Source organism: Bacillus sp. 7705b, assembly GCF_002289525.1.
GTDB classification, from domain to species: domain Bacteria; phylum Bacillota; class Bacilli; order Bacillales; family Bacillaceae; genus Bacillus; species Bacillus halotolerans.
In genome coordinates this window covers 38,924-62,592 of sequence record NZ_NSDH01000013.1, presented here as the reverse complement: position 1 = coordinate 62,592, position 23,669 = coordinate 38,924, and the positions used below count along the sequence as shown (strand labels likewise).

Here is a 23,669-nt window from a genome sequence, read left to right as displayed (position 1 = left end):
TTTACATATTATGCATTTATTATGCAATATCTGGAGTTTATTTGGAAGTGAATGAAGGATCATAAAAGCCTATTTATTTTCAAAATCGTGGTTTTAAACAAATTAGGGGGAAACGAATGAATCAAGATATTCAGCTTTTGAAAGACCTCCAAACTGAATTGAAAACGCAGGATCACGGCTCTCGAGCTGCACCGCGGTTTTGGTTTATAGGAGATTATAAATGAATTAGGACTTCAGATGATGATGCGGAACGCTATTCTGTTTACATTCCTGAAGATGGCGAATCTTATGAGCTGGAAAGTTGTCTAAAGGACATCAAGAAGAATGATGAATTGTCTTCAGAAGCGGTGGAAGATATAGAGTGTGAGGCTTCCGCATTAGATTGGATACATGAATTTGTAGACAGTGGCGCTGATCTGATACCAGAAACAGAGGTTCATTACATTTATCAAAATACAATGTTTCTAACTAAAGCGGAGGCAAAAGAGCACATAAAACAAAATCATTACCATTATACGAAAAAGGTTCATACGTACGCTATGACAGCTTGGAGAGCACCAAAAGTTGAAAGGTTGCTTAAAATTCTCGAAACGTTTGATTGGAGTTCAATAACGATATCTAAATAAAAGATAGTTTTTATATAGTTGAGCTGTTGAAACGACCGCAATAATAACTAATATTTGCCAATAGGTCGTCCTTGCAAGAGACTTATTAAATCGTTCATCTAATGTTATATTGCTTGATGAATTTGATAAAGCTCCTGCAGTATTTCATAGCGCATTTTATCAAATGTTTGATGAAGGCATTTTAGTTGATAAACACTATGTAGCAGATATTTCAAAAGCAATCATTATCTGCACTTCTAACTATAAATCTAGAGAAGAAATTAAAAAGCCATGAGGAGAAGCCTTATATTCCAAGTTTGATCACTTTATTGAATTCGAACTAATATTAAAAGAGGCACAACTAGAATTAATTGAAAAAAGTTATATAAAAATGATACAATTTTTCTCAAAGAAGGAGAAATAAGTAATGGAAGATGATGTTTTTAAATCTATAATTGACCTAGCGGGCAGTTTAACAATGTAAGAGAAATTGAGCGGGAAACCCAGAAGTTGATGTGTAGTGTTTTAATTTAAGGAGCTATAAAAAGCTATTGTTTTTAAATAGAAAGAAAAAGGTTAAGACATTCCTGGGAAAAAGTCTAAATAAAACTACGATTTTAAGAGAAGGGAGACTTGCTATCAATATGAATGTTAAAAATGCTGCAGCTATTTTTTCAATCGCTATTCCAATTATCTGAGCTATCTATTAATTTTTTTATGGGAGTTATTTCAATTCCATGGCAAAGTATGCCGATGTTTTTTCATTATTGCTTTCTCCTATAGGAATGATTTTGGCGTTGGTTTCAATAAAGTCAAATAAACGGTGTGCATATATGGAATAGTCTTAAATGCAATTATGTTTCTATTTCCTTTTTTCTGGTTTATAGGCGGGATTTTGTTATTTGAAGTTTAAAATTTATAATGACGTGAAAATCGATGAAGATCTAGCAATTTGGATAACTGAATAACAATTCTTTTTTTAAGAAAAGATTTGAGCTATATTTTTTGGAGGTTAAAGCTTTGAGTTTTAATAAAAAAAATGTCGCTAAATATAGTCTTACACTAGCGCTCTCATGCATTACATACGGGATTATTATTGGGTTTTATGGTTTTGCTTATTCTAATTTCGAACCTTGGATGCTGATAACAATTTTCATCATACCATTTTATGCATTCATCCCATATACAGTATTTGCTATTCCATTGCAAATATTACTTCGAAAAAAAGTAAAGAAATTCAGTGTGAACTACTTATTAATTTATATCGTAGTAGCGCTAATCGCATTATTCTTGTTCTCCTTAGCCAGTGATCCAACTTATGTGCTTACTGAGGTTCAACATGTGAACTTTTATTATTTGAGTTTTGTAGCAGCGGCGGTGTACTGGTTCTGGGATTCAGTATTTATAAAGAATCAAGAAAAGATTTAATATTACAACGTTCTAAACAACAAGTATTAAGGCTGTTGAAGAAAAAGCTTATGGCAATTAACTAAAAGAACAGGGGATATGAATGGAAATTTTAATTAGGCAAGAGCTCACTGAAGAATATCATACGTCTGAAGAAATGATTAAAAGAGCTTTTTCAAATGTAGAATATAGCGACAAGAAAGAACACATACTTGTAAATAAAATTAGAAAATCAGATGCATTCATTCCTGAACTTTCATTGGTCGCATTAGATCAAGATAAAGATATCGTAGGTCATATCCTTTTATCTAAAATCAAAATCATAGATGGCGATAACGCAGTCGATTCTTTGGCACTTGCTCCAGTTTCTGTTGCGCCTGAGAACCAGAAAAAAGGAATCGGGAGTGAATTAATTCGTGCTGCGTTAAAAAAAGCAATAGAGCTTGGTTATCGTTCAGTAATTGTTTTAGGACATAAAGATTATTATCCGAAGTTTGGTTTTAAGCCAGCTAGCTTATGGAATATAAAAGCCCCCTTTGAGGTGCCTGATGAAGTATTTATGGCTCTGGAATTAGCAGATCATTCTCTTGAAGATGTGCAAGGTGTCGTTCATTATTCAGAAGCTTTTATGGAGTGAAAGCTAGATGATTGATTAGATTTTGATAAAAAAGAGGTTATCCCTAAAATTTTCATTTTGTGGATAGCCTCTTTTTTTGTGTAAAGAGCTTTAAAAATGAAAAAGAAAGCTGCAAAGTGATATGAACGAAAATAATAAAGACGCGATTATCGAATCATTAAACCGGAAAGTCAAGCGATTAGAGCAAGGATTTACGTGACCAATTAAAGGCGTACACAGAAGTCTACAAGAAGATATAGCTGAGACGCCTACCCTTTGTTGTTTGTAAGGGGCCCAGATTGTTGTATAAGGATAGTATTTAAAGAGGTTATTATTGTCTTAATATCGAATAAAGATTAAGTGTAATTATTTTTGATGGGAGTTATTTTAATGCATATAACAACAAAAAGGTTATTGATACGTGAATTTGAATTCAAAGATTGGAAAGCTGTATATGAGTATACGTCAGATATTAATGTTATGAAGTATATACCAGAAGGGGTTTTTACTGAAGAAGATGCAAAAGCATTTGTAAATAAAAACAAAGGTGATAACGCAGAAAAATTTCCTGTAATACTAAAAGATGAAGATTTTCTTATCGGCCATATTGTTTTTTATAAGTATTTTGGTGAACATACATATGAGATTGGGTGGGTGTTTAATCCGAATTATCAAAATAGAGGATATGCTTCTGAAGCAGCACAAGCTATCTTGGAATATGGATTTAAAGAAATGAACATACATAGGATTATAGCTACGTGTCAACCTGAGAATATTCCATCATACCGAGTTATGGAGAAGATTGGAATGAGAAGAGAAGGCTTTTTTAAAAAATGTATTCCTAAAGGCAATGAATGGTGGGATGAATATTATTACGCTATTTTAGAGGAAGAGTGGAATTGAACTATATTGAAGGCAGAAACATTGGCGATACAAACAAAATACCATCTCCTATTTAGAACATAAGCGATGATATATAAAATGAAATGGCAGGAGACATTCTTAAATGCAGGGCATTTTATTTGAGACAATTCTAGGAGGATTAAAACTATATATTTACTAATGTGTAAACCAACGCAACGGTGAACAAGAAATATGAAATATAAGAAATTGCTTTATGTTTTTGGAAAGTATATATAAGTGCAAAACCCAAAAAGAAAACAGTCACAAACCAAGAAGTGTATTGAGGAAAGATTGCGACCAGCAACACGATGATCGTTGAAAAAATAAATGAAGAGTGTTGAGAAACTTTTTGATCATTATTCAAAGAAATCACCTGATAAATTTTTACCCATTTTAATGTGTATCAAAACATTATTCAAAAAGGAGATTAGAAAAATGCCAGATATTATTTCTGATGTTAATCAACATTGATTAAATGAACAAAAGGAAGAGCATGTTTTGAAAAAAAATCATCGAAACATGCTTTTATATTTTGTAATAGGTTAACTTCGTTTTAAAGGCTGCTTACATTTGCGGGGGTTCCAAACCGAATTTTGTCCATTCCTCTTTAGCTGGACCATAAATACCTGGAACAGTTAATCCTGCTTGTCTCATAAGAACAGTCATTTGTCCTCGATGGTGATTTTGATGTTGAATCAAAAACATCAAAAGTGAACCATTTGGCAATTGTTGACCAATAAAGTTGATACGTTCTTGAAGTGTATGATCAGTCCATTGGGTTTTTAATGCCTGTACAAACGCATTGCTGGCTTGATGATAGCTGTCTGCTATAAACTGAGCCGAAGCAGGAACAGGATAATCTTCAGCAGTGGCATGAAACGTTAAGTCTGTGTTTGAGGTAATGATGCGAATGGCAGCAACAGTATGCCAAGCAATACGGCCTAAAGTCCAATTTTGTGAAGTTATTTCTTGTTTAAGTGATTCATCAGTTAGACTATTTAGTAGTTTCTGTGTAACGTCAGCTTCGAACTCCCAAGATTTTAAAAAATGGTCTAAGGTTTGAAACACAAAAATCCTCCTTATGATGTTTTGTTTTCTTTTTATAGTTTAATTATACCTGCCCGTTTAGTTAAAAAGAACAAAACTTTAGACAAGAATTTTCTGAGGAAAAGAAGCCATCGCAACATTCTTATAGACGTCACGACTTTATTTCAAAGTCACATGAATTTCAGCTACCACTGAAGATTGAATAAATCCTTTTGTTAGTTATTAGGGGATTAAGAATATACCGCTGGGTTGAATAATAATGCAGATGATATGTGTTAAAGCAGAGATTGAAAAAGAGTTCGCCATCTGTGATTACATTAAAAAGCTATATGAAGAACAAAAGAGCTGGGGAGTATGAAGTTCTTTAAGTGTAACGCCATCAAAAATAAAGAAGGAGTTTACCTGACATATAATGAATTATTATAGTAGGAAAGAGAAAAAATTTACAGCAAAGGGAGGAATGAGTTGGTAATGAAGGGTTTTATCAAAGGCGCTGTTCTAACTGCTGCTCTAAGTGTGGGTGCTACTTTATTTGCAGGTGATGTATCTGCACACGGGTATATAAAAGAACCTGCTAGTAGAGCGTACATGGGATCATTAGAAAAACAAATAATTGGTTGGACAGCAGCTACACAAAAGTATGGTTCTGTAGTTGATAATCCTCAATCGGTAGAAGGACCTAAAGGGTTTCCAGCCGGAGGTCCGCCAGATGGAAAAATTGCATCGGCAAATGGAGGCTTTGGTCAAATTGACTTTGGGTTAGACAGGCAGACTGCAGATCATTGGGTAAAACAAAACATGCATGGAGGTCTAAACACCTTTACTTGGCACTATACTGCTCCTCACGCAACATCAAAGTGGCACTATTATATAACCAAGAAAGATTGGAATCCAAACAAACCATTAACAAGAGATGAGTTTGAATTAATTGGAACAGTAGATCACGATGGTTCAAAGGCAGATACTAATCTTTCTCATAAGATTTATGTACCAACTGATCGCAGTGGTTATCATGTCATTTTAGGGGTGTGGGACGTTGCGGATACCTCTAATGCCTTTTATAACGTAATTGATGTAAACCTAATACAATGATGTTGAACCTCCATCGAACAAATCTTAATCTTAATGAACAAGAATATGAGGCTTAATCAGAAAATTGCCATCAAATCTGGCACAGTGTATACCGCTAAGGTTTTAACAGCTGCCAATAGTTGTGAAGCCATCACCAGCTAGTGAAACGTCTACAGTACAATGAAGGAAACTGTAACGGAACCGGGAGAACACAGAGTGTTTGAGTGTGGAAGTACGAGAATCAGCTATCTATTGCAGATCGGTTAGATGTTCGTGCATCTTCCGATCTTTTTTAAATTTTAATTGAAGTCTACTCAATACATAGAATAGAATGGCATTAAGCTTCTTCACTTCCTTGATAATAACGAATAGAAAACCATTAATATAAACCCTATTTTCGGGATATGAGAAAAGAATTAAGCTCAGTGTGAACTGAGGCAAGGTTTGAAGCATCTCTCGAAATTATAATAAAGCTGTTGTTGAAGCATAGCACGGAGACAATGACCTCTTAATATATTTTTTAATAAAAATACGATTTTAAAGAGAACGGAGATTTACTTTTAATATGAATTTTAAAAAAGCTGCAGTCATCTTTTCATTTGCTTTTCCAATTATCTCAGCTATATTAATAATTAATTTTTTGACTGGGATTATTTCAATGCCGTGGCAAGGAATGCCGGTATTGTTCCCTTTATTACTCTCACCTATAGGGATAATGCTCGCGTTAGTTTCAATCAAGACAAATAAACGGTGGGCTATATGGGGAATCATTTTAAATTCAATTTTGTTACTATTCCCTTTCTTCTTTTTTATAGGTGGAACTTTGTTATTCGGAGTCTAATTTTTAAAAAGACGTGAAAATCGATGAAGATTTTGAACAATTGGATAACTGGTTAAAAAGGATACATGGTAGGGGGTGCTGATTTGAGCCTCAATCAAAAGACGTTAAACAGTTATGTTTATACTCTGGTATTCTCGAGTTTGTCATATGGTCTAGTCTTTGGCTTGTATATGTTTGTTTATTCGGGATTTATGGCGATCGCCTTAATCACAATAGGCATCATTGCATTCTACTCTTTTATCACTTACTTAATCTTTGCTTTTCCCTTACAATTATTACTAAGGAGATATCCCAGAAAGTTCAGTTTGATCCATTTTTTAATTTATACTGCAGTAGCTTTTTTGGCTGTGTTCGTGTTCTGGTTTGTTGATTATCCGCCTAGTGCTCTTACAGTGTTCAGGAGCTTAAATTATTACATAATGAGCATTGTTGCTGCGTTAATTTATTGGTTCTGGGATTCCATATGCCTGCGGAATTAGTTTATTTACTATTTAAATCATGCATTTCACAACGTTCACAACAAGTATAAAAGCCGCTGATCCGAACAACAAATACGCAGACCTTGTTTGTTTCTTTGAAAGTGTCTCCACTCCCATTAAAACAAAGAGAAGTGCAACTAATACTTGGAGAGAAACCAAGAGGAATTCACTTTGATTATATAAAGAATATACGCATAGGATTAAAGCTGCACATGAGATCAAAATTTTTGAAGCTTTAAGCAAAGAACCACTCCTTGAAAGTTTTTTTAAACCATAACACGGTATGAGCTTTTATTGGAGAGGAAAAAGCAAAAGAAGTGTTTTATTTAAAATTGGGGGAGTTGACTTGAACATTTTTATTTGAATTGCCATATTTATAGCTATTTTTGGCGGCTCTTATGCAGGTTACAAAAGGAATAAAAAGAAAGTGCTTAAACAAGAAAAGTAAAGTATATAAGTTTCTGGAAACGGACTGTGAGAATTCTGAAAGAGTATTAAGTTAAATGCTCTTTTCTATTCCACATCTCCGGCATTCATGTAAGAATACACCGCTCTTTGCAGAGTTTTTGAATAAAGCTAATCGCCATTGTCGCAGGGTAAGGAGTGTTTATTTGTATTGGAATAGAGCGGAAAGAGAATGGTGAGTCAAAAAGCATGGCAGCTGAGAGGGTTTGTAGAGCGGGCTGCTATACTTGTAGACCTGTATCAAAAGCGGTTTAATAATGGAAACGGATTTAAAAAGGGGTGAAAAGCTATCAAAACATTAGTTGTATTATCCAGTTTTATGGGAATTGCGTTATCAATTATTGGGCAAATGTTTGGAATCCTAACCGATTTCTTTATTCCAGGCATTGCTCGATTTATAGGGGTAATAGCGGGTATTCTAGTGTTACTTAGTTTGAAGTCAAGAAATACAGAAATGCAGGCTTTTATAGTAGGTTCAAGCACTGCGTTAGGAATAATGGGAGCAGGATTTTTATATTTTCCAGCTGCGATGATCAATGTCTTAATTGGTTTCAAGCTAAACAAAAAGTTAAAAGAAGAGAACACTAAGGAGCAGTTCTGAATAGACTGCTTTTTGTTTTATTCAAGTGAAGTTTATATGAATTTAAAATTTTACAGGGTTCTTAGAAGGAATGAAATCTTTTTGAAGAGAATAATCAGGATATTTGAGAAACTGACTGTTAAAAAAAGCAATAATCAATATTTGCTGCAGGAATTTAAATTTTCTGAAAAAACATTGAAAAAGTTGATAGGATTTTATAATATTAAGTCAAGTTAGTTTGTCCAGTCAACAAACTAATGAAGGTGACTTTATTAGTTCCATAAGATAAGGTTATTTCTAAATATAAAGGGGGAATAAAAGGCTCGATTCAATTGGAGCTAAACAATATATAAAACAAAAGAGTGTATCTTTAATCCTTTCCCAAGTATACGAGTGCAACGAAAAAAGATGAATTTACTGCTTGCTGATCAGATCATTTTGTTCGATGAAGAATAATCTGTGAAGTTAAACCACTCATATTTTTTGTGGTTTTTTGAAAGCGCTTTTATAAACGATTACCGGCCGAGGTGAGTTTGAGAAATTTTTATACCATTTCATACTGTTCCTTATTTAATGATCGAAAAGGGAGGAAAAATCATGGTCAGTGAAAATTTAAAGAAGATTAGCATGACTGAAAAAGTTGGCTATGCTTCTGGAGATTTTGCATGTAATTTAATTTATGCAACGGTGTCTACTTATCTTTTGTTCTTCTATACAGATGTATTTGGTTTATCGGCAGCAGCAGCCGGTACCATGTTCTTAGTGGTTAGAATCATCGACGCTCTCGCTGATCCTTTTATTGGAACAATAGTAGACAGAACAAATAGCAGGTTTGGACGCTTTAGACCGTATCTTTTATTCGGAGCTTTCCCATTTGTAGTACTTGCATTACTCTGTTTTACAACTCCAGATTTTTCAGATATGGGGAAATTAATATATGCCTATATGACCTATGTTGGCTTGTCGCTTACATACACAACCATAAACGTTCCATATGGCGCGTTAACCTCTGCAATGACTAGAAATAATCAAGAAGTTGTTAGTATAACATCTGTTCGTATGTTATTTGCGAATCTTGGGGGACTTGTCGTTGCATTTTTTGTTCCCTTATTGGCTGCCAATTTAAGCGATACTTCCGGCAACGAATCTCTTGGCTGGCAGCTAACCATGGGTATTTTGGGAATGATAGGTGGGTGCCTTTTAATCTTTTGTTTTAAAAGCACAAAAGAGCGTGTCACTCTTCAAAAGTCTGAGGAGAAAATTAAATTATCGGATATATTTGAGCAATTTCATGTGAATCGCCCACTTGTTGTATTAAGCATTTTCTTTATTATTATTTTTGGAGTGAATTCAATAAGTAATTCAGTTGGCATCTATTATGTGACATATAACTTGGGAAGAGAGGATTTAGTGAAGTGGTACGGTTTGATTGGAAGTTTGCCTGCTTTGGTCATTTTACCGTTTATTCCAAGGCTTCATCAATTATTGGGGAAGAAAAAACTACTAAACTATGCATTATTACTGAATATTATCGGCCTCTTAGCTTTACTATTTGTTCCGCCAAGTAATGTATATCTAATACTCTTCTTTCGATTAATTGCTGCTGCCGGAAGTCTCACTGCTGGGGGATATATGTGGGCGCTCATTCCTGAAACAATAGAATATGGAGAGTATAGGACTGGGAAAAGGATGGGTGGGCTCATTTATGCTATTATCGGATTTTTCTTTAAATTCGGTATGGCACTGGGAGGGATTGTTCCTGGGTTGGTTTTAGATAAGTTTGGATACGTGGCAAATCAAACACAAACCCCGGAGGCATTAACGGGAATTTTAATTACAGCAACAATCATTCCCGTGTTCTTGCTGGTTCTAGCCATGATTGATATTAATTTCTATAACTTAGATGAAGAGAAATACAAAAAAATGGTACGAGAATTAGAGAATAGAGATAAAATTTATTTGGATAATATTGAGGAATTCAAGGCATGAAAATGGCACCAAATAAGAGAAGCCTATTAAGAAAATAGCTGAGGAGGAGTTCAAATGAAGATTATCAATCCAGTACTTAAAGGATTCAATCCCGATCCAAGTATTTGTAGGGCAGGAGAGGATTATTATATCGCTGTATCTACATTCGAGTGGTTTCCAGGTGTCCAGATACATCATTCAAAAGATTTAGTGAATTGGCACTTAGTCGCACATCCATTACAAAGAGTTTCACAATTAGATATGAAAGGAAACCCTAATTCAGGCGGGGTTTGGGCACCATGTTTAAGTTATAGTGACGGAAAGTTTTGGCTGATCTATACGGATGTTAAGGTAGTAGATGGCGCTTGGAAAGATTGTCATAATTATTTAGTTACTTGTGAAACGATTAATGGTGATTGGGGGGATCCGATCAAATTAAATAGCTCAGGATTTGATGCTTCTTTGTTCCATGATACGGATGGAAAAAAATATTTATTAAATATGTTATGGGATCAGCGTATTGATCGGCATTCATTTGGAGGAATTGTCATACAGGAATATTCTGATGAGGAGAAAAAATTAATTGGTAAACCGAAAGTTATTTTTAAAGGGACCGATAGAAAACTAACAGAAGCTCCGCACCTTTATCATATCGGGAACTATTATTATTTATTGACTGCAGAAGGAGGAACACGGTTTGAACACGCTGCTACAATTGCCCGTTCTACAAATATTGAGGGTCCATATGAAGTTCATCCCGATAATCCAATCTTAACATCATGGCATGATCCTGGAAATCCATTGCAAAAATGCGGTCATGCATCCATTGTTCAAACACATACAGATGAGTGGTATTTAGCTCATTTAACGGGACGTCCTATTCATCCTGACGATGATTCAATTTTTCAGCAGAGAGGATATTGTCCTTTAGGCAGAGAAACAGCTATTCAAAAACTGGATTGGAAAGATGATTGGCCTTATGTAGTAGGTGGAAAAGAAGGAAGCTTGGAGGTGGAAGCGCCTTCTATACCTAATACAATGTTTCAAGCAACGTACCCGGAAGTTGATGAATTTGAGGACTCAAAGTTAAATATAAATTTTCAAACTTTAAGGATCCCGTTTACGAATGAATTAGGTTCATTAACTCAAGTGCCAAATCATTTACGATTATACGGCCATGAATCATTAACCTCGACATTTACTCAGGCATTTGTAGCCAGGCGTTGGCAAAGTCTCCATTTTGAAGCGGAAACAGCTGTTGAGTTTTATCCGGAGAATTTTCAACAAGCCGCTGGATTGGTGAACTATTACAATACAGAGAACTGGACTGCTCTTCAAGTCACGCATGATGAAGACCTTGGCCGTATTCTTGAATTAACAATATGTGATAACTTTTCTTTTTCACAACCATTAAAAAATAAAATTGTTATTCCAGATGAAGTAAAGTATGTATATTTAAAAGTAAATATTGAAAAGGAAAATTATTATTATTTTTATTCTTTTAACAAAGAAGATTGGCATAAAATTGACATTGCATTGGAATCGAAAAAATTATCAGATGATTACATCCGTGGAGGAGGATTTTTCACGGGAGCCTTTGTAGGGATGCAATGCCAAGATACCAGTGGTAATCATATTCCGGCCGACTTTAGATATTTTCGCTATAAAGAAAAATAATTTGTTTCATGAAAAAAGGAGACTTCTATTTTAGAACTCCTTTTTTCATACCCTTCAAAAATACTCCTATTCATTCATCAATATAACAAACAAAAAGCTCATCTTTAAAGATGAGCGCAGGACATAGAGATCTGTACATTTTAATAATAAATTACATTGTAACCATATCCAGAAAATGATCAATAACAATGGAGGACATTCCTAATGCCGGTGCATTTTTTCCTAAGAAAGACGGTAATAATTCATAGCTATTGCCTAATTGGGAATAAACCCTGGACGACACTTCACTTCTAATTGAATTTAAAACCATAGGATGCGATTCTATTATGCTGTTTCTTAAAATGATGGCTTGAGGATTGAATGTATTTAGAATATTGGTAAGGCCTATTCCTAAATAGAATCCAAAATTCTGTAATGCATTTAAAGTTCCGATATCATTCCGGTGGGCAAGGTCTATAATATCTTGATAGGACACTTTTTTCTCTTTAGTCTGAAGAGATTTTAATAAAGCCTTCTCTGAAGCATACAATTCCCAGCAGCCTCGGTTTCCGCAACTGCATTTAGGGCCATTAAAGTCTATTGTCATATGTCCCATTTCTCCAGAGAATCCGCTTACCCCTCTATATAAATCATTGTTGATAATAACACCGATCCCTATCCCTGTACTGACACTTGCATAAATAATGTTATCGTGATTTTTTGCAGCACCGAATACTTTTTCTCCATATGCCCCAGCATTCGCCTCATTTTCAATAAAAACGGGCACATTGAACTTCTCTTGTATGAAAGATTTTAAGTCAATATCTCTCCAGTTGGAGTTCGGAGTGAAAACAATTTTTTGATTTTTATCAACTAGTCCAGGCACGCATATGCCTATACCAGTAAGCCCGTATGGAGATTGTGGCATACGCGTAATCAAGTGATGAATCATATCAATTAAAATGTCTTTGGTTTTTTCTGGAGAATTCGATTCCAAATGATGGTGTTGATCAAGAACGATCGTTCCTTCAAGATCTGTTAAAATGCCATTAATATAATCCACACCAACATCTATTCCTACGGAGTATCCTGCCTTTTTATTAAAAACAAGCATGACAGGTCTTCTTCCGCCACTTGATTGTCCCTGACCTATTTCAAAAACAAGATTTTCTTTCATTAACGTGTTTACTTGTGATGAAACAGTTGATTTATTTAATCCAGTCTTTTCAGATAATTTTGCTCTTGAAATAGGTGAATTTTTAAGAATTTCTTTTAATAATAACTTTTGATTTACTTTTTTGACAAAGGTTTGATCAGCGATAACCACTTAATCCACTCCATTTGTATAATCTTTACATTAAGTTGAAATGTATTATTTTCAGTATGAGACATAGTACATAGCTAATCTTACCTTTACTATATCTAATGTGTTCATAAAAAACAAAAAAAATATTGAAAATACTGATGAGGTTATATAAGATTAAAATAAGTTAGTTTGTTCGAACAACAAACTAATAGACAACTTACTTACAATATGAAATAAAATGCACATGTATTTGAAATGATTTTTAAGGGGGAAATAACATGGCTCAATCTCATTCTAGTTCAGTCAACTATTTTGAAAGCGTAAACAAAGTGGTTTACGAAGGGAAAGATTCCACTAATCCTTTAGCATTTAAATATTATAATTCTCAAGAAGTAATCGGCGGAAAAACGATGAAAGAGCACTTGCGGTTTTCTATTGCCTATTGGCATACATTTACCGCTGATGGAACAGACGTTTTTGGGGCAGCTACGATGCAAAGGCCATGGGATCACTATAAAGGAATGGATCTGGCGAAGGCGAGAGTAGAAGCAGCATTTGAGATGTTTGAAAAACTAGATGCACCATTCTTTGCTTTTCATGACCGGGATGTTGCACCAGAAGGAAGTACGTTAAAAGAGACAAATCAAAATTTAGATATCATCGTGGGCATGATTAAAGAGTATATGAGAAATAGCAACGTTAAGCTATTATGGAATACTGCAAACATGTTCACGAATCCCCGTTTCGTCCATGGTGCGGCGACTTCCTGCAATGCAGATGTGTTTGCGTATGCTGCAGCACAAGTAAAAAAAGGGTTAGAAACAGCAAAAGAGCTTGGCGCCGAGAACTATGTATTTTGGGGCGGCCGTGAAGGATATGAAACATTGTTAAATACCGATTTAAAATTGGAGCTTGATAATTTGGCGAGATTCATGCATATGGCAGTGGATTATGCGAAGGAAATCGGATATACAGGGCAGTTTTTGATTGAGCCAAAACCAAAAGAGCCGACCACTCATCAATATGATACAGATGCAGCAACAACCATTGCCTTCTTAAAGCAATATGGCTTAGACAATCATTTTAAACTAAATCTCGAAGCCAATCATGCCACATTAGCAGGGCATACATTTGAACATGAATTACGGATGGCAAGAGTACATGGTCTTCTTGGCTCTGTTGACGCGAATCAGGGTGATCCTCTTTTAGGCTGGGATACAGATGAATTTCCGACGGATTTATATTCTACGACATTAGCAATGTACGAAATCCTGCAAAATGGCGGCCTTGGAAGCGGCGGATTAAACTTCGATGCGAAGGTCAGAAGGTCTTCTTTTGAGCCTGATGATTTAATATATTCCCATGTTGCGGGGATGGATGCATTTGCAAGAGGATTGAGAGTAGCCCATAAATTAATCGAAGATCGTGTGTTTGATGATGTGATTCAACATCGTTATCGCAGCTTTACTGAAGGAATAGGTCTTGAAATTACAGAAGGAAGAGCTAATTTCCATACTCTTGAGCAATATGCGCTAAATAATACAGCAATCAAAAACGAATCAGGAAGACAGGAGCGATTAAAAGCTATATTGAACCAATACATTTTAGAAGTATAACAGATAAAGAGAACCGCTATAAAAAGGTATAGCATGATAGCTAATACCTGAGACTGCCCGTCATGATTCCTTACCTTTTGCTTATTGTTATGACGGGTACTTTCTATAATTGGGATTTATTTAGAGTGAATGGTTTTTTTATAAGGGTAAGAGGTGAAAAAATGAAGTATGTCATTGGAATAGATCTTGGAACGAGTGCTGTTAAAACGATTTTAGTCAATCAAAACGGCAAGGTTTGTGCAGAAACATCCAAAAGTTATCCGCTCATTCAAGAGAAGGCAGGGTATAGTGAGCAAAATCCTGAAGACTGGGTGCAGCAAACAATTGATGCATTGGCTGAATTGGTTTCCATATCCAACGTTCAAGCCAAGGATATTGACGGGATAAGTTATTCAGGACAAATGCATGGGTTAGTACTGCTTGACCAGGATCGGCAGGTGTTACGTCATGCAATTCTTTGGAATGACACCAGAACCACGCCTCAATGTATTAGGATGACCGAGAAATTCGGTGATAATCTGCTTAACATCACAAAAAACCGTGTTTTAGAAGGGTTTACATTACCTAAAATGTTGTGGGTGAAGGAACATGAGCCTGAACTTTTTAAAAAAACGGCTGTTTTTTTGCTTCCGAAAGACTATGTGAGATTTCGTATGACCGGTGCCATTCACACCGAATACTCCGATGCAGCAGGAACGTTACTTTTACATATTACTCGCAAGGAGTGGAGCGATGATATTTGCAATCGATTTGGCATTTCTGCAGATATTTGTCCTCCGCTTGTTGAATCTCATGGTTGTGTAGGATCGCTGCTTCCGAACGTTGCGGCTGAGACAGGGCTGTCGGAAAAAACAAAAGTGTACGCTGGGGGAGCAGATAATGCTTGTGGTGCGATTGGAGCCGGCATTCTTTCTTCCGGAAAAACATTATGCAGTATTGGAACGTCAGGGGTCATACTTTCATACGAAGAAGGCGAAGAAAGAGACTTTAAAGGGAAAGTGCACTTTTTTAATCATGGAAAAAAGGATTCTTTTTATACGATGGGAGTCACGCTCGCTGCAGGGTACAGCTTGGACTGGTTCAAAAGAACGTTTGCCCCAAACGAATCGTTTGAGCAATTATTGCAGGGGGTGGAATCTATTCCAATAGGAGCAAATGGACTACTATACACTCCTTATTTGGTAGGTGAAAGAACGCCACATGCTGATTCTTCTATTCGGGGAAGCTTAATTGGAATGGATGGAGCACATAAAAGAGAGCATTTTTTGAGGGCGGTTATGGAAGGCATTACATTCTCTTTACATGAATCAATTGAGCTATTTCGAGAAGCGGGAAAATCAGTGCATACCGTTGTTTCTATTGGTGGAGGAGCTAAAAATGAAACGTGGCTTCAAATGCAAGCTGATATTTTCAATGCGAGGGTGATAAAGTTGGCAAATGAACAAGGCCCAGCCATGGGTGCTGCTATGCTAGCTGCCTTTGGAAGTAGGTGGTTTGAATCTCTTGAAGAGTGTGCAGAGCAGTTCATTCGTGAGGCTGCTACATTTTATCCAAAGGAACAAAATGTTCAAAAATATAAAACACTATTCGATGTGTATAAGAAAATTTACACTCACACAAAGGATCTAAATACAGCTTTGAAGAGCTTTCGAAAAAACTAATTATAAGTGTGGTTCGTAAAGAGTGTATTTTTTTGTCAGGGGATCAACGAAAAAACAATTAACGACTAATCATCAACAAAGGCATTTGATGACAAAACTACAGCTCAAATCGGCTCCTTAGCTATGAATATGAATGCGGAAGGATTATGGGAACACCAGTATGACGCTCAATAGCGGCGACGCGTTGTTTAGTGCCCAGTGGGAATGCTTTATTCCGAAAAGGCAAAAAATTTGATACAACCAAGACTCACTCATAACTTGGAAACATGTCAATTCATTACAACGCAACCTTCAATCCGGGAGGAAATTCAAGCAGTAAATCAACCTTTTAATTTTTGATTCAAATCCTGATTTGGTATCAGTCCAAACTCTGGATTTACGATCAAATCTGAAGTATTGTCTACGCACAAATAACCCCTCACATTAAATGTGAAGGGGTGTTTTTGATAAGCTACACGATCTAATTGCTGTTTCTATAATATTCAACAAAATCAATGTTCGTCATTAAAAAGCAATATCAATCTATCTAAAGGAGTCGCTAAAACGAATATAAAAAACGTAGGATTTAAGTTATACGATTCACTTCATACGCCGTTCGTATTCCGGATTCAATCGCTCCTTGCATCCATCCGTGAGTAAGTGAGGCGTGTTCTCCAGAAAAATGTATTTTCCCTTCAGGGGCAGGGATGTATGGATACAGCTGTAATTCCTGTCCTGGTTCGAAAGCTGTGAAACCCCCGGCTGAATATGGATTTTGGGTCCAGCTAAAAGAAGCGCCGGTCACAAACTCTGACCATACAACATCACCATAGATTTCCGATAAATTCATTAACGTATAGCGGAGGCGCTCTCCCTCTGAAAGACTGTCCCATATCAGTGCCTCATCCGCCCATGTGTAACTCGCTACAACGACAGCATGTCCATTCGATCCAATGTCAATGCTGGGATAATACGAAAATCTAATCGGAAGATCAGTTATCGATTTGCCGCCGCGCTGCCCAGCTTTTTCCCAAAAACGGCTCTTAAACTCTATTCCGATTTTTGTTGCGGCAATATAGTTGAGTTCACGAATGGCCCGCCGTTTATAATAGGAAAATGAATCATATGGTTCAACTTGTACAAAACGCAATGTTGAAAATGGAATGGTTATGATAGCGAGATCGCCTGTCACTGCCAAATGTTTTGCTGTCTGTTGATGAATGCAGTTAACCGTAACATTGTTTTGGTTTTGAGATATTTTCACCATTTTATGATGGAAGACAATATGTTCTTTTAATTGAGGAAGAAATGCTTGAGGAAGCCGATCCATGCCGCCTGTTATTTCATAGAAACGAGTTGGCGACGTATAAAAGATGGATTCCCGTAACACTTCAACAAGGGACATCCCCATATATGCTTCCATATCCAAAAGTACGCCGATCATATCGATTGTACCGTATGAAAAATAAGTATTCAAGTAAGAGCCTAACGAATGGTTCCTGTATTGTGTTTCAACGATCCGCCAATTTCTCGCAGGATCTACATAAATAAAATTGAGGATAGGCTGCAATACAGAAAGCATCAGCTCTTCGGCCGTTTTTCCTTGTTCATTTGCTGCAACTGGGTATCTTAAGATACCCGGATTGCTTTCAAAATGATGAAGACGTGTTTGAATGCCATTGGCGTAAATGATGTCCATTGGAGTTCTGTTCAAAAATACACTAGTTGGCAGGCTGAATCTTTTTATATATTCCAAGGTTAGAGTATGGATATCCGGAATACGCATTGGTCCAACATTGAAATACAGCCCGGCACTGAAGGGAGATCGCAACGTGCAAACTCTGCCCCCGACTCTATCACTCGCTTCCAGAATCGTCACTTTATGTCCCGCATTCTTCAGCAAAGATGCAGAAACAAGCCCGGCCAACCCGGCGCCAACGATAATAATGTGCTTTGGGTATTGTGATGTGCTAAGACCATTTCTAATAATCGCAATCATGTCTTCGTTCTTTAGTAGAGAATTCATTTTTGTGAGGCACCCTCTTTTTAGATTTATTGCATTATATTCATTCAAAAGGGTATCTATCACGAACTATATCCTTTTTTCACTTGTGTTTTTCAGTTGAGTGCTGCTCAACACAGCCTTTAAATCCTCTGGCATTCACATAACCGTTTTTACTCCAAACAGAACGTTTTTTCGTTTGTGCTTCCTGTTCATCTTTTCTAAACTGGTCTATGTATTTCGTATTTGGCTCATAAACATATGCTACTCTGGCTAATCCTTCTTTTAACAGTGTTTCTTGAACAGGCTTGCCATCGACATAAACGTAAGCTAACAGCCTTCCGAATTTATCTCTGCGCTCTCCTTTATCAAATTCTAATTGCAGCTTTCCGCCGCTAACCAATTCTTTGTTTCGTTTAGATGCATCCTCGCCATATGGCTGAACACATGAATGTGGCTTTTTAGTTTCTGGAGTATCAATGAGCAAGTAGCGAACCGTATCAATATTGCCGTTATAGCTAACTTTGATCGTATCTCCGTCAACAGGCCTTTCTAACACAGCATCCACCAAGCCTTTTTTTGCTTCAGAGTTAGAATTCTTGGCAACTGGCTGTTTAATATCTGAATGGCTTTTTTCAGCAGTATCATTTAATCCGCAGGCTGCCAAAGAAAAACTCAAAGCTAATAGACTAAAGCCTAACATTACTTTCTTCAATTCCATTTCCCCTTCTTCTGTTTCTATCTCAATCAACCATCATTCATTATAATGATATCGCTATTTATTGTGAATGTATTTTTCTTAACACATTTATATTTGAGTACAAGCTCTTGATCAATATTCAAATATCACAAAAAGGTTTCAAAAATGTAACCATGAAGAACATGTTCAGCTGAATTTCCTGAAATCATTCGGAGCATAAGGGGATTAGTATGTAATCTTGGTGTTAGGCGTTTTATGTGAGAAAATCCTATGATTGCTAAAAAACTTCAGAAGTTTTTTATTGACTGAAAACGCTTTTAAAATTATGATAATATCAAACCTAACAAGGATATAACAAAAATATAACTAGGACATAACAAAAAAAGTGGATATGTTTCTTGTGGGAAAATGAAAGCGATTTCAATTAGGTTGTTTTTGTAAAAGCCTCATTCGCTGCATTGAGTATTGCTAATTTTCAGATTGATAAGATCTCGGGAAATAAAAAAACTGGCTGAAACGAGTATTGCTCTTTAAAAGAGAAAGGGTGAATCCAGCACACTCGGTTGACAGAATGAAAAAATGTATAAAGCATTCTTCATAAAGGTGGGGAAAGGGTATGAAAGAACAACGAAATCCCAGGTCGTTTTTGCAGTTGATAATGATTTCAGCAACATTTGGCGGGCTTCTCTTTGGATATGACACCGGAGTTATAAATGGAGCCTTGCCTTTTATGGCAAGATCTGATCAACTTAACTTAACACCGGTCACAGAAGGGCTGGTTACAAGCATACTTCTATTAGGAGCAGCGTTTGGTGCATTGCTGTGCGGCAAATTGGCTGACCGCTATGGCAGACGTAAAATGATCCTTAATCTTTCCTTTTTATTCTTTCTGGCATCACTCGGAACAGCAATTGCGCCGAATGTTTTAACGATGGTTATCTTTCGGTTTTTGCTGGGACTGGCTGTCGGTGGGGCATCATCAATGGTACCGGCCTTTTTAGCAGAAATGGCGCCGTATGAGAAAAGAGGGCGTATGGTAACGCAAAATGAACTGATGATCGTTGGCGGGCAATTTTTAGCCTACGTTTTTAATGCGATTCTTGGTGTTGCAATGGCTGATACAGGGCATGTTTGGAGATACATGCTTGTCCTTTGTGCCATACCGGCTCTCCTATTATTTGCAAGTATGCTCATGGTTCCGGAGAGCCCGAGGTGGCTAACTTCTAAAGGTAAAAAAAGCGAGGCGCTGCGCGTTCTTAAACTCATACGTGACGAGAAAAGGGCAGAAGCAGAATTTAAAGAAATACAAGCAGCGGCAGTCAAAGATTCAAATGTAGAGAAGGCATCGATCAAAGAGTTCTCTACACCATGGCTGCGCCGTCTTTTATGGATTGGGATCGGTGTTGCCATCGTTAATCAAATCACAGGCGTCAATTCGATTATGTATTACGGCACTCAAATCCTGCAAGAATCCGGTTTTGGTACAAAGGCAGCTTTAATCGCTAATATTGGGAATGGATTGATATCAGTCATTGCCGTTATCATCGGCATTTGGCTGGTTGGCAGGGTGAACCGGCGCCCGATATTGATGATTGGTTTATCTGGAACCACCACAGCGCTTTTATTCATTGCCATATTCTCAATCGTGCTTGATGGATCAGCAGCACTCCCGTATATCGTGCTATCTTTGACCGTTTTATTTCTAGCCTTTATGCAGGGCTGTGTCGGACCAGTAACATGGCTGGTCATTGCAGAAATATTCCCGCAAAGAGTAAGAGGGCTTGGTTCTGGCATCAGTGTATTTTTCCTCTGGATTTTAAACTTTATCATTGGATTTGCTTTTCCAATCATGCTTAGCTCTGCAGGCTTATCCTTTACTTTCTTTATATTTGTCGCTTTGGGTATCTTGGCAATCGGTTTTGTGTACAAATTCATGCCGGAAACTAAGGGACGAACACTTGAGGAACTAGAAGAGCATTTCCGTTCAATGGATAGAAATTATGACTCTGAAAAATCAATTCATGAAGCGTGATTATCTTATTAAAATGATATTGAATGCAATGGTTAAGCAGCGCACTTTCATCAAGTGGACAATAACAAGTAATTGTTTTCGACTAATCTTCTTGAAAATTTTACTTCTGTCTATGAACATATTAATAGTATTGCATTTGTAATTAAAGCTCTCTATATGAGGGCTTTTTATTATGCGTCATACCGGACACTTATATTGGGGAAGCTAATGAAAAAGAAAGAAGGAGATACGAAGTGAAGAAGCATTTACTTTCCTTATGTGTTTTATTATTTGCATTGACTTTTGTTCAAACAAAGACTCAAGCCCTGACATTTACAGAGTTGCCAATTAAACAAAAAACAGAACAATGGTCAGTCGAAATAGCTGAAGCAAAAAATGCAAAGGAATTAGCGAGTCCAAAAAAGGGGGAATATAACGTATATTCAATGGAGATCAAAAACATAGGGGAAGCCGCAGCCACAGTGGATGTACAATTGTATAGAAATGATCCTGATTCAACCACGAGGTTTTCACTTTTTGGCTGTCCCGAAAACTGTGTGAGACAGAAGGAGGATTTAATAAGCTTAGCCAAAAGTTTAAACGATGGTGCACCGCTGAAGTTTAACCATTTTATGGTGACTGAAAAGGCATCTGAATTAGAGGTTGTTATTATTTGGACACAAAAAGGAAAAGAAGGACGCCAATTAAAACAAACCTTTACATTCAGTTAGAAGAGGTGAATTAGACAATGTAGTGACCTACATAGGAGTTAAAATACTTGTAAGTAAACTTGTTTCCATTTGGGTTATCAGGCAGGTAATCAACACCTGGTCGGTCTAAAGGCAGATATAGACGCGCTTCGAATCACAAAGCTGAGAACAATGAAGAAAGTCTTATATGGCTGCAAAACTGAAAAGACAATGATTGGGCTGCTTTATGAGCAGCTTTTTTTATATTCTTTTTCAAGTAACATTTTGCCCATTTATTCTACTAATAAAATGAAGAAAGCGAGGGGAAACATGAGAAGCAAAAATAAAATCAAAAAATCACTAATCATTACAGCTCTATTATTGATTTGTTTAGTAACGTTCTTCGCAATGATATCAGGAGACAAAGTAAAATATGAGGGAAGCAGCAGGAACGGATTATGGGTTTCTACCATTGAAAAATCAGATAAAACTTCGATTGGCCCTAATTACTTCTTGAATTTATACTGGCAGGGGAACAAGAAAGAAGCGAAAAGAACCATTGTTGAAAAAATCATATTGTATATAGATGGTAAAAAGTACGATGACAGAGAAGATTATGATTTATCAGAGTACACAGGTGAAGAAATGCCAGGCGGAGGACAAATGGAAGACCACATTGCTACGTTTGATTTTATGCCTGAAGATGAAGTAATTGGACATGATGTAGTTGTTAAGGTGGAGTGGAAGACCGGTAGGGAGAAACATACAGATAAAATAAGATTACAAGAGAAATCATGGTATAAAAGATAAATCTGCAATGGCAAGTTTAGGGATGAACGTCCAAAATATAGGTCTGCTTTCAGAAACATCTGATTGATAAGTACATGTCATGATAAAGGCATGTTTTTATTCAAAGTAAAAATAAAACATGCGAGTTTAGTTCCTTACCTGTACATAAAATGCTTACATTTCTTTCAAATGCTCGTAAAGCAATCTAAAGCAAACAGTACCAGATATCAAAGGGACTGCAAACAAAATAATCACTGCTATGGTCTCCCAGCCGTTAAAAAAATCGTGGTTTTTAATGAATACCTGTCCTTCTAAAATGATAAAAGTTATAATTCCTGTTAATACTAAAAAGCATGAAAACAGAATGCTCCTTGCTTTTGGTTTTAGCTTTTTAAACTCATCTTTAAAATAAATGAAAACGAGAACTAAAGAGCAAAAGGATGCTGCAGTGCTTATTACATCAATATTTTTCATGACTTTCGAAATGATGATACATAAGATGAAAAGAAAAAATGCTAAGTTTTTAGACAAAAAATCGCTCCTTATTTTATGGCTACCCAAAAAGTTTACAAGTTTTTCACAATAGGCACAATGCGATGGCAGTAAATTAATCAATTGGTTAACGAAATAGGTTTTTTTATCTTATTGTACCATGTACTAAATATTCAATCGTTTTTTATGTGCGGGCACTAGGGAATGATGTGTAACGGAAAGGCAAAACTGAATTGAAGAGAGTTTACCCATGGTAAATCTGTTCTTCAAATCTATAAACTTGTACTGTCTTTCCGGGTCAGTACTCTTGTGTCGCGTTAATTATAAGTTACCTCTAAAATGATTTGCCTTTTTTCACTGTTATAAAACATACACCAAAAAAGGAGAGATAAATGCGTAAAATCGGGATATCGGTCTTAGCGTTCTTTGCTTTTATTTCAGGCTGCAATGATAAGGAAGAAAATAAAATAAAAACGCCAAAGATGCAGAACCTTGTTGGTTTTATCCTTTTTAAGGATGACAAGTCAGCTGTTTTTCTTGAGGGCAAACATGCTCCTGAAAAAGAGGACTTTGAATTGTCTCAAGATAGACTAATAAGAAAATATAAAAATCATGTTGTGATATTGGGATTAAGTCAAATTGAAAACAAAGAAGACCTTGTGGCAGGTAAAAAAATGAAGGTGTGGTTCAACACTCTTAAAGAATCTGATCCTCCAAAAGCAACAATTAAAAAATTCAATTGGTTATAAAGGTTGGCATCCCCCGCATATGATCGCTTAATAGAAA

The 23,669-nt window shown here is 36.3% G+C and carries 22 protein-coding genes and 5 pseudogenes; 20 read left to right on the top strand and 7 right to left on the bottom strand.

Going from position 1 to position 23,669, the window contains the following annotated elements:
• Positions 1 to 116: 116 nt before the first annotated feature.
• The 7 genes and pseudogenes from CJU60_RS22145 (at position 117) to CJU60_RS04380 (ending at position 3,531) form a co-directional block, all read left to right on the top strand.
• Positions 117 to 626 (top strand): annotated as a pseudogene (locus CJU60_RS22145) (hypothetical protein).
• Positions 627 to 726: 100 nt separating this feature from the next.
• Positions 727 to 900: pseudogene (locus tag CJU60_RS04400) on the top strand (AAA family ATPase); the annotation flags it as partial.
• 349 nt (positions 901 to 1,249) lie between these two features.
• Positions 1,250 to 1,518 (top strand): annotated as a pseudogene (locus CJU60_RS04395) (hypothetical protein).
• Between the two features lie 107 nt (positions 1,519 to 1,625).
• The gene (locus tag CJU60_RS04390; RefSeq protein WP_095713071.1) at positions 1,626 to 2,033 is read left to right on the top strand and encodes a UPF0715 family protein; all 408 of its coding nucleotides are present in this window, start codon (positions 1,626 to 1,628) and stop codon (positions 2,031 to 2,033) included.
• An 82-nt stretch (positions 2,034 to 2,115) separates the two neighbouring features.
• On the top strand, positions 2,116 to 2,649 hold the full coding sequence (locus CJU60_RS04385) for a GNAT family N-acetyltransferase (protein WP_095713070.1): 534 nt from the start codon (positions 2,116 to 2,118) through the stop codon (positions 2,647 to 2,649).
• 118 nt (positions 2,650 to 2,767) lie between these two features.
• Positions 2,768 to 2,888: pseudogene (locus CJU60_RS22140) on the top strand (DUF6262 family protein); the annotation flags it as partial.
• Between the two features lie 130 nt (positions 2,889 to 3,018).
• A complete protein-coding gene (locus CJU60_RS04380; protein ID WP_095713069.1) occupies positions 3,019 to 3,531 on the top strand; it encodes a GNAT family N-acetyltransferase in 513 nt (170 codons plus the stop codon).
• 145 nt (positions 3,532 to 3,676) lie between these two features.
• Here CJU60_RS04380 and CJU60_RS21725 read toward each other — a convergent pair whose 3' ends face one another.
• On the bottom strand, positions 3,677 to 3,895 hold the full coding sequence (locus CJU60_RS21725; protein WP_095713068.1) for a hypothetical protein: 219 nt from the start codon (positions 3,893 to 3,895) through the stop codon (positions 3,677 to 3,679).
• Positions 3,896 to 4,095: 200 nt separating this feature from the next.
• Positions 4,096 to 4,599 (bottom strand): DinB family protein, encoded by a 504-nt coding sequence (locus CJU60_RS04370; RefSeq protein ID WP_095713067.1) that lies wholly within the window; start codon positions 4,597 to 4,599, stop codon positions 4,096 to 4,098.
• Positions 4,600 to 5,049: 450 nt separating this feature from the next.
• On the opposite strand from CJU60_RS04370, the gene CJU60_RS04365 reads away from it, so the two are divergent.
• The 3 genes from CJU60_RS04365 to CJU60_RS04350 all read left to right on the top strand — a co-directional run bounded on the left by CJU60_RS04365 (position 5,050) and on the right by CJU60_RS04350 (position 6,969).
• Positions 5,050 to 5,670, top strand: a complete 621-nt coding sequence (locus CJU60_RS04365) for a lytic polysaccharide monooxygenase auxiliary activity family 9 protein (RefSeq protein WP_095713076.1) — start codon at positions 5,050 to 5,052, stop codon at positions 5,668 to 5,670.
• Between the two features lie 544 nt (positions 5,671 to 6,214).
• Complete coding sequence (locus tag CJU60_RS22040; protein ID WP_024121681.1) at positions 6,215 to 6,490, top strand: hypothetical protein; 276 nt, start codon at positions 6,215 to 6,217, stop codon at positions 6,488 to 6,490.
• A gap of 83 nt (positions 6,491 to 6,573) precedes the next feature.
• Complete coding sequence (locus CJU60_RS04350; RefSeq protein ID WP_095713065.1) at positions 6,574 to 6,969, top strand: UPF0715 family protein; 396 nt, start codon at positions 6,574 to 6,576, stop codon at positions 6,967 to 6,969.
• Positions 6,970 to 6,981: 12 nt separating this feature from the next.
• Here the strand turns inward: CJU60_RS04350 and CJU60_RS21720 are convergent, their stop codons facing one another.
• Complete coding sequence (locus CJU60_RS21720; RefSeq protein ID WP_044155615.1) at positions 6,982 to 7,212, bottom strand: membrane protein; 231 nt, start codon at positions 7,210 to 7,212, stop codon at positions 6,982 to 6,984.
• A 541-nt stretch (positions 7,213 to 7,753) separates the two neighbouring features.
• Here CJU60_RS21720 and CJU60_RS04335 point away from each other — a divergent pair.
• The 3 genes from CJU60_RS04335 to xynB all read left to right on the top strand — a co-directional run bounded on the left by CJU60_RS04335 (position 7,754) and on the right by xynB (position 11,659).
• Positions 7,754 to 8,035 carry a hypothetical protein gene (locus CJU60_RS04335; RefSeq protein WP_049809935.1) on the top strand — a complete coding sequence of 94 codons (282 nt, stop codon included), beginning with the start codon at positions 7,754 to 7,756 and terminating at the stop codon, positions 8,033 to 8,035.
• A 576-nt stretch (positions 8,036 to 8,611) separates the two neighbouring features.
• A complete protein-coding gene (locus CJU60_RS04325) occupies positions 8,612 to 10,003 on the top strand; it encodes an MFS transporter (RefSeq protein ID WP_095713063.1) in 1,392 nt (463 codons plus the stop codon).
• Between the two features lie 54 nt (positions 10,004 to 10,057).
• Positions 10,058 to 11,659, top strand: a complete 1,602-nt coding sequence (gene xynB, locus CJU60_RS04320) for a xylan 1,4-beta-xylosidase (RefSeq protein ID WP_095713062.1) — start codon at positions 10,058 to 10,060, stop codon at positions 11,657 to 11,659.
• A 151-nt stretch (positions 11,660 to 11,810) separates the two neighbouring features.
• Here the strand turns inward: xynB and xylR are convergent, their stop codons facing one another.
• Positions 11,811 to 12,965 (bottom strand): transcriptional repressor XylR, encoded by a 1,155-nt coding sequence (gene xylR, locus CJU60_RS04315; RefSeq protein ID WP_095713061.1) that lies wholly within the window; start codon positions 12,963 to 12,965, stop codon positions 11,811 to 11,813.
• Between the two features lie 257 nt (positions 12,966 to 13,222).
• On the opposite strand from xylR, the gene xylA reads away from it, so the two are divergent.
• The 3 genes and pseudogenes from xylA to CJU60_RS21710 all read left to right on the top strand — a co-directional run.
• Positions 13,223 to 14,560: a xylose isomerase gene (xylA, locus tag CJU60_RS04310; protein WP_095713060.1), complete on the top strand. Its 1,338-nt coding sequence runs from the start codon at positions 13,223 to 13,225 to the stop codon at positions 14,558 to 14,560.
• Positions 14,561 to 14,721: 161 nt separating this feature from the next.
• Entirely contained in the window at positions 14,722 to 16,221 is a 1,500-nt protein-coding gene (gene xylB, locus CJU60_RS04305; RefSeq protein WP_095713059.1) for a xylulokinase, read from the top strand.
• Between the two features lie 139 nt (positions 16,222 to 16,360).
• Positions 16,361 to 16,475, top strand: a pseudogene (locus CJU60_RS21710) (glycoside hydrolase family 11 protein); the annotation flags it as partial.
• Between the two features lie 311 nt (positions 16,476 to 16,786).
• Here CJU60_RS21710 and CJU60_RS04295 read toward each other — a convergent pair.
• Positions 16,787 to 18,226, bottom strand: coding sequence for a flavin monoamine oxidase family protein (locus tag CJU60_RS04295; protein WP_141243763.1), 1,440 nt, complete (start codon positions 18,224 to 18,226; stop codon positions 16,787 to 16,789).
• Between the two features lie 79 nt (positions 18,227 to 18,305).
• Positions 18,306 to 18,917: a thermonuclease family protein gene (locus CJU60_RS04290; RefSeq protein WP_176471066.1), complete on the bottom strand. Its 612-nt coding sequence runs from the start codon at positions 18,915 to 18,917 to the stop codon at positions 18,306 to 18,308.
• A 601-nt stretch (positions 18,918 to 19,518) separates the two neighbouring features.
• On the opposite strand from CJU60_RS04290, the gene CJU60_RS04285 reads away from it, so the two are divergent.
• The 3 genes from CJU60_RS04285 to CJU60_RS04275 all read left to right on the top strand — a co-directional run bounded on the left by CJU60_RS04285 (position 19,519) and on the right by CJU60_RS04275 (position 22,412).
• Complete coding sequence (locus CJU60_RS04285; RefSeq protein ID WP_095713057.1) at positions 19,519 to 20,934, top strand: sugar porter family MFS transporter; 1,416 nt, start codon at positions 19,519 to 19,521, stop codon at positions 20,932 to 20,934.
• A gap of 233 nt (positions 20,935 to 21,167) precedes the next feature.
• Complete coding sequence (locus CJU60_RS04280) at positions 21,168 to 21,644, top strand: hypothetical protein (protein ID WP_095713056.1); 477 nt, start codon at positions 21,168 to 21,170, stop codon at positions 21,642 to 21,644.
• 288 nt (positions 21,645 to 21,932) lie between these two features.
• Positions 21,933 to 22,412 carry a DUF4944 domain-containing protein gene (locus tag CJU60_RS04275; RefSeq protein ID WP_095713074.1) on the top strand — a complete coding sequence of 160 codons (480 nt, stop codon included), beginning with the start codon at positions 21,933 to 21,935 and terminating at the stop codon, positions 22,410 to 22,412.
• 153 nt (positions 22,413 to 22,565) lie between these two features.
• Here the strand turns inward: CJU60_RS04275 and CJU60_RS04270 are convergent, their stop codons facing one another.
• A complete protein-coding gene (locus tag CJU60_RS04270; RefSeq protein WP_095713055.1) occupies positions 22,566 to 22,922 on the bottom strand; it encodes a YoqO family protein in 357 nt (118 codons plus the stop codon).
• Positions 22,923 to 23,275: 353 nt separating this feature from the next.
• Here CJU60_RS04270 and CJU60_RS04265 point away from each other — a divergent pair, with 353 nt between their 5' ends.
• Positions 23,276 to 23,632: a DUF3221 domain-containing protein gene (locus CJU60_RS04265; protein ID WP_095713054.1), complete on the top strand. Its 357-nt coding sequence runs from the start codon at positions 23,276 to 23,278 to the stop codon at positions 23,630 to 23,632.
• Positions 23,633 to 23,669: the final 37 nt, after the last annotated feature.

Bases quoted from the DNA above. Each gene is read 5' to 3' on its own strand.
- CJU60_RS04265 (WP_095713054.1), top strand. From the start codon at position 23,276: ATGCGTAAAATCGGGATATCGGTCTTAGCGTTCTTTGCTTTTATTTCA.
- xylB (WP_095713059.1), top strand. From the start codon at position 14,722: ATGAAGTATGTCATTGGAATAGATCTTGGAACGAGTGCTGTTAAAACG.
- CJU60_RS04380 (WP_095713069.1), top strand. From the start codon at position 3,019: ATGCATATAACAACAAAAAGGTTATTGATACGTGAATTTGAATTCAAA.
- CJU60_RS04385 (WP_095713070.1), top strand. From the start codon at position 2,116: ATGGAAATTTTAATTAGGCAAGAGCTCACTGAAGAATATCATACGTCT.
- CJU60_RS04275 (WP_095713074.1), top strand. From the start codon at position 21,933: ATGAGAAGCAAAAATAAAATCAAAAAATCACTAATCATTACAGCTCTA.
- CJU60_RS04365 (WP_095713076.1), top strand. From the start codon at position 5,050: ATGAAGGGTTTTATCAAAGGCGCTGTTCTAACTGCTGCTCTAAGTGTG.
- CJU60_RS04285 (WP_095713057.1), top strand. From the start codon at position 19,519: ATGAAAGAACAACGAAATCCCAGGTCGTTTTTGCAGTTGATAATGATT.
- CJU60_RS04325 (WP_095713063.1), top strand. From the start codon at position 8,612: ATGGTCAGTGAAAATTTAAAGAAGATTAGCATGACTGAAAAAGTTGGC.
- xynB (WP_095713062.1), top strand. From the start codon at position 10,058: ATGAAGATTATCAATCCAGTACTTAAAGGATTCAATCCCGATCCAAGT.
- xylA (WP_095713060.1), top strand. From the start codon at position 13,223: ATGGCTCAATCTCATTCTAGTTCAGTCAACTATTTTGAAAGCGTAAAC.
- CJU60_RS04335 (WP_049809935.1), top strand. From the start codon at position 7,754: ATGGGAATTGCGTTATCAATTATTGGGCAAATGTTTGGAATCCTAACC.
- CJU60_RS04295 (WP_141243763.1), bottom strand. From the start codon at position 18,226: ATGAATTCTCTACTAAAGAACGAAGACATGATTGCGATTATTAGAAAT.
- CJU60_RS22040 (WP_024121681.1), top strand. From the start codon at position 6,215: ATGAATTTTAAAAAAGCTGCAGTCATCTTTTCATTTGCTTTTCCAATT.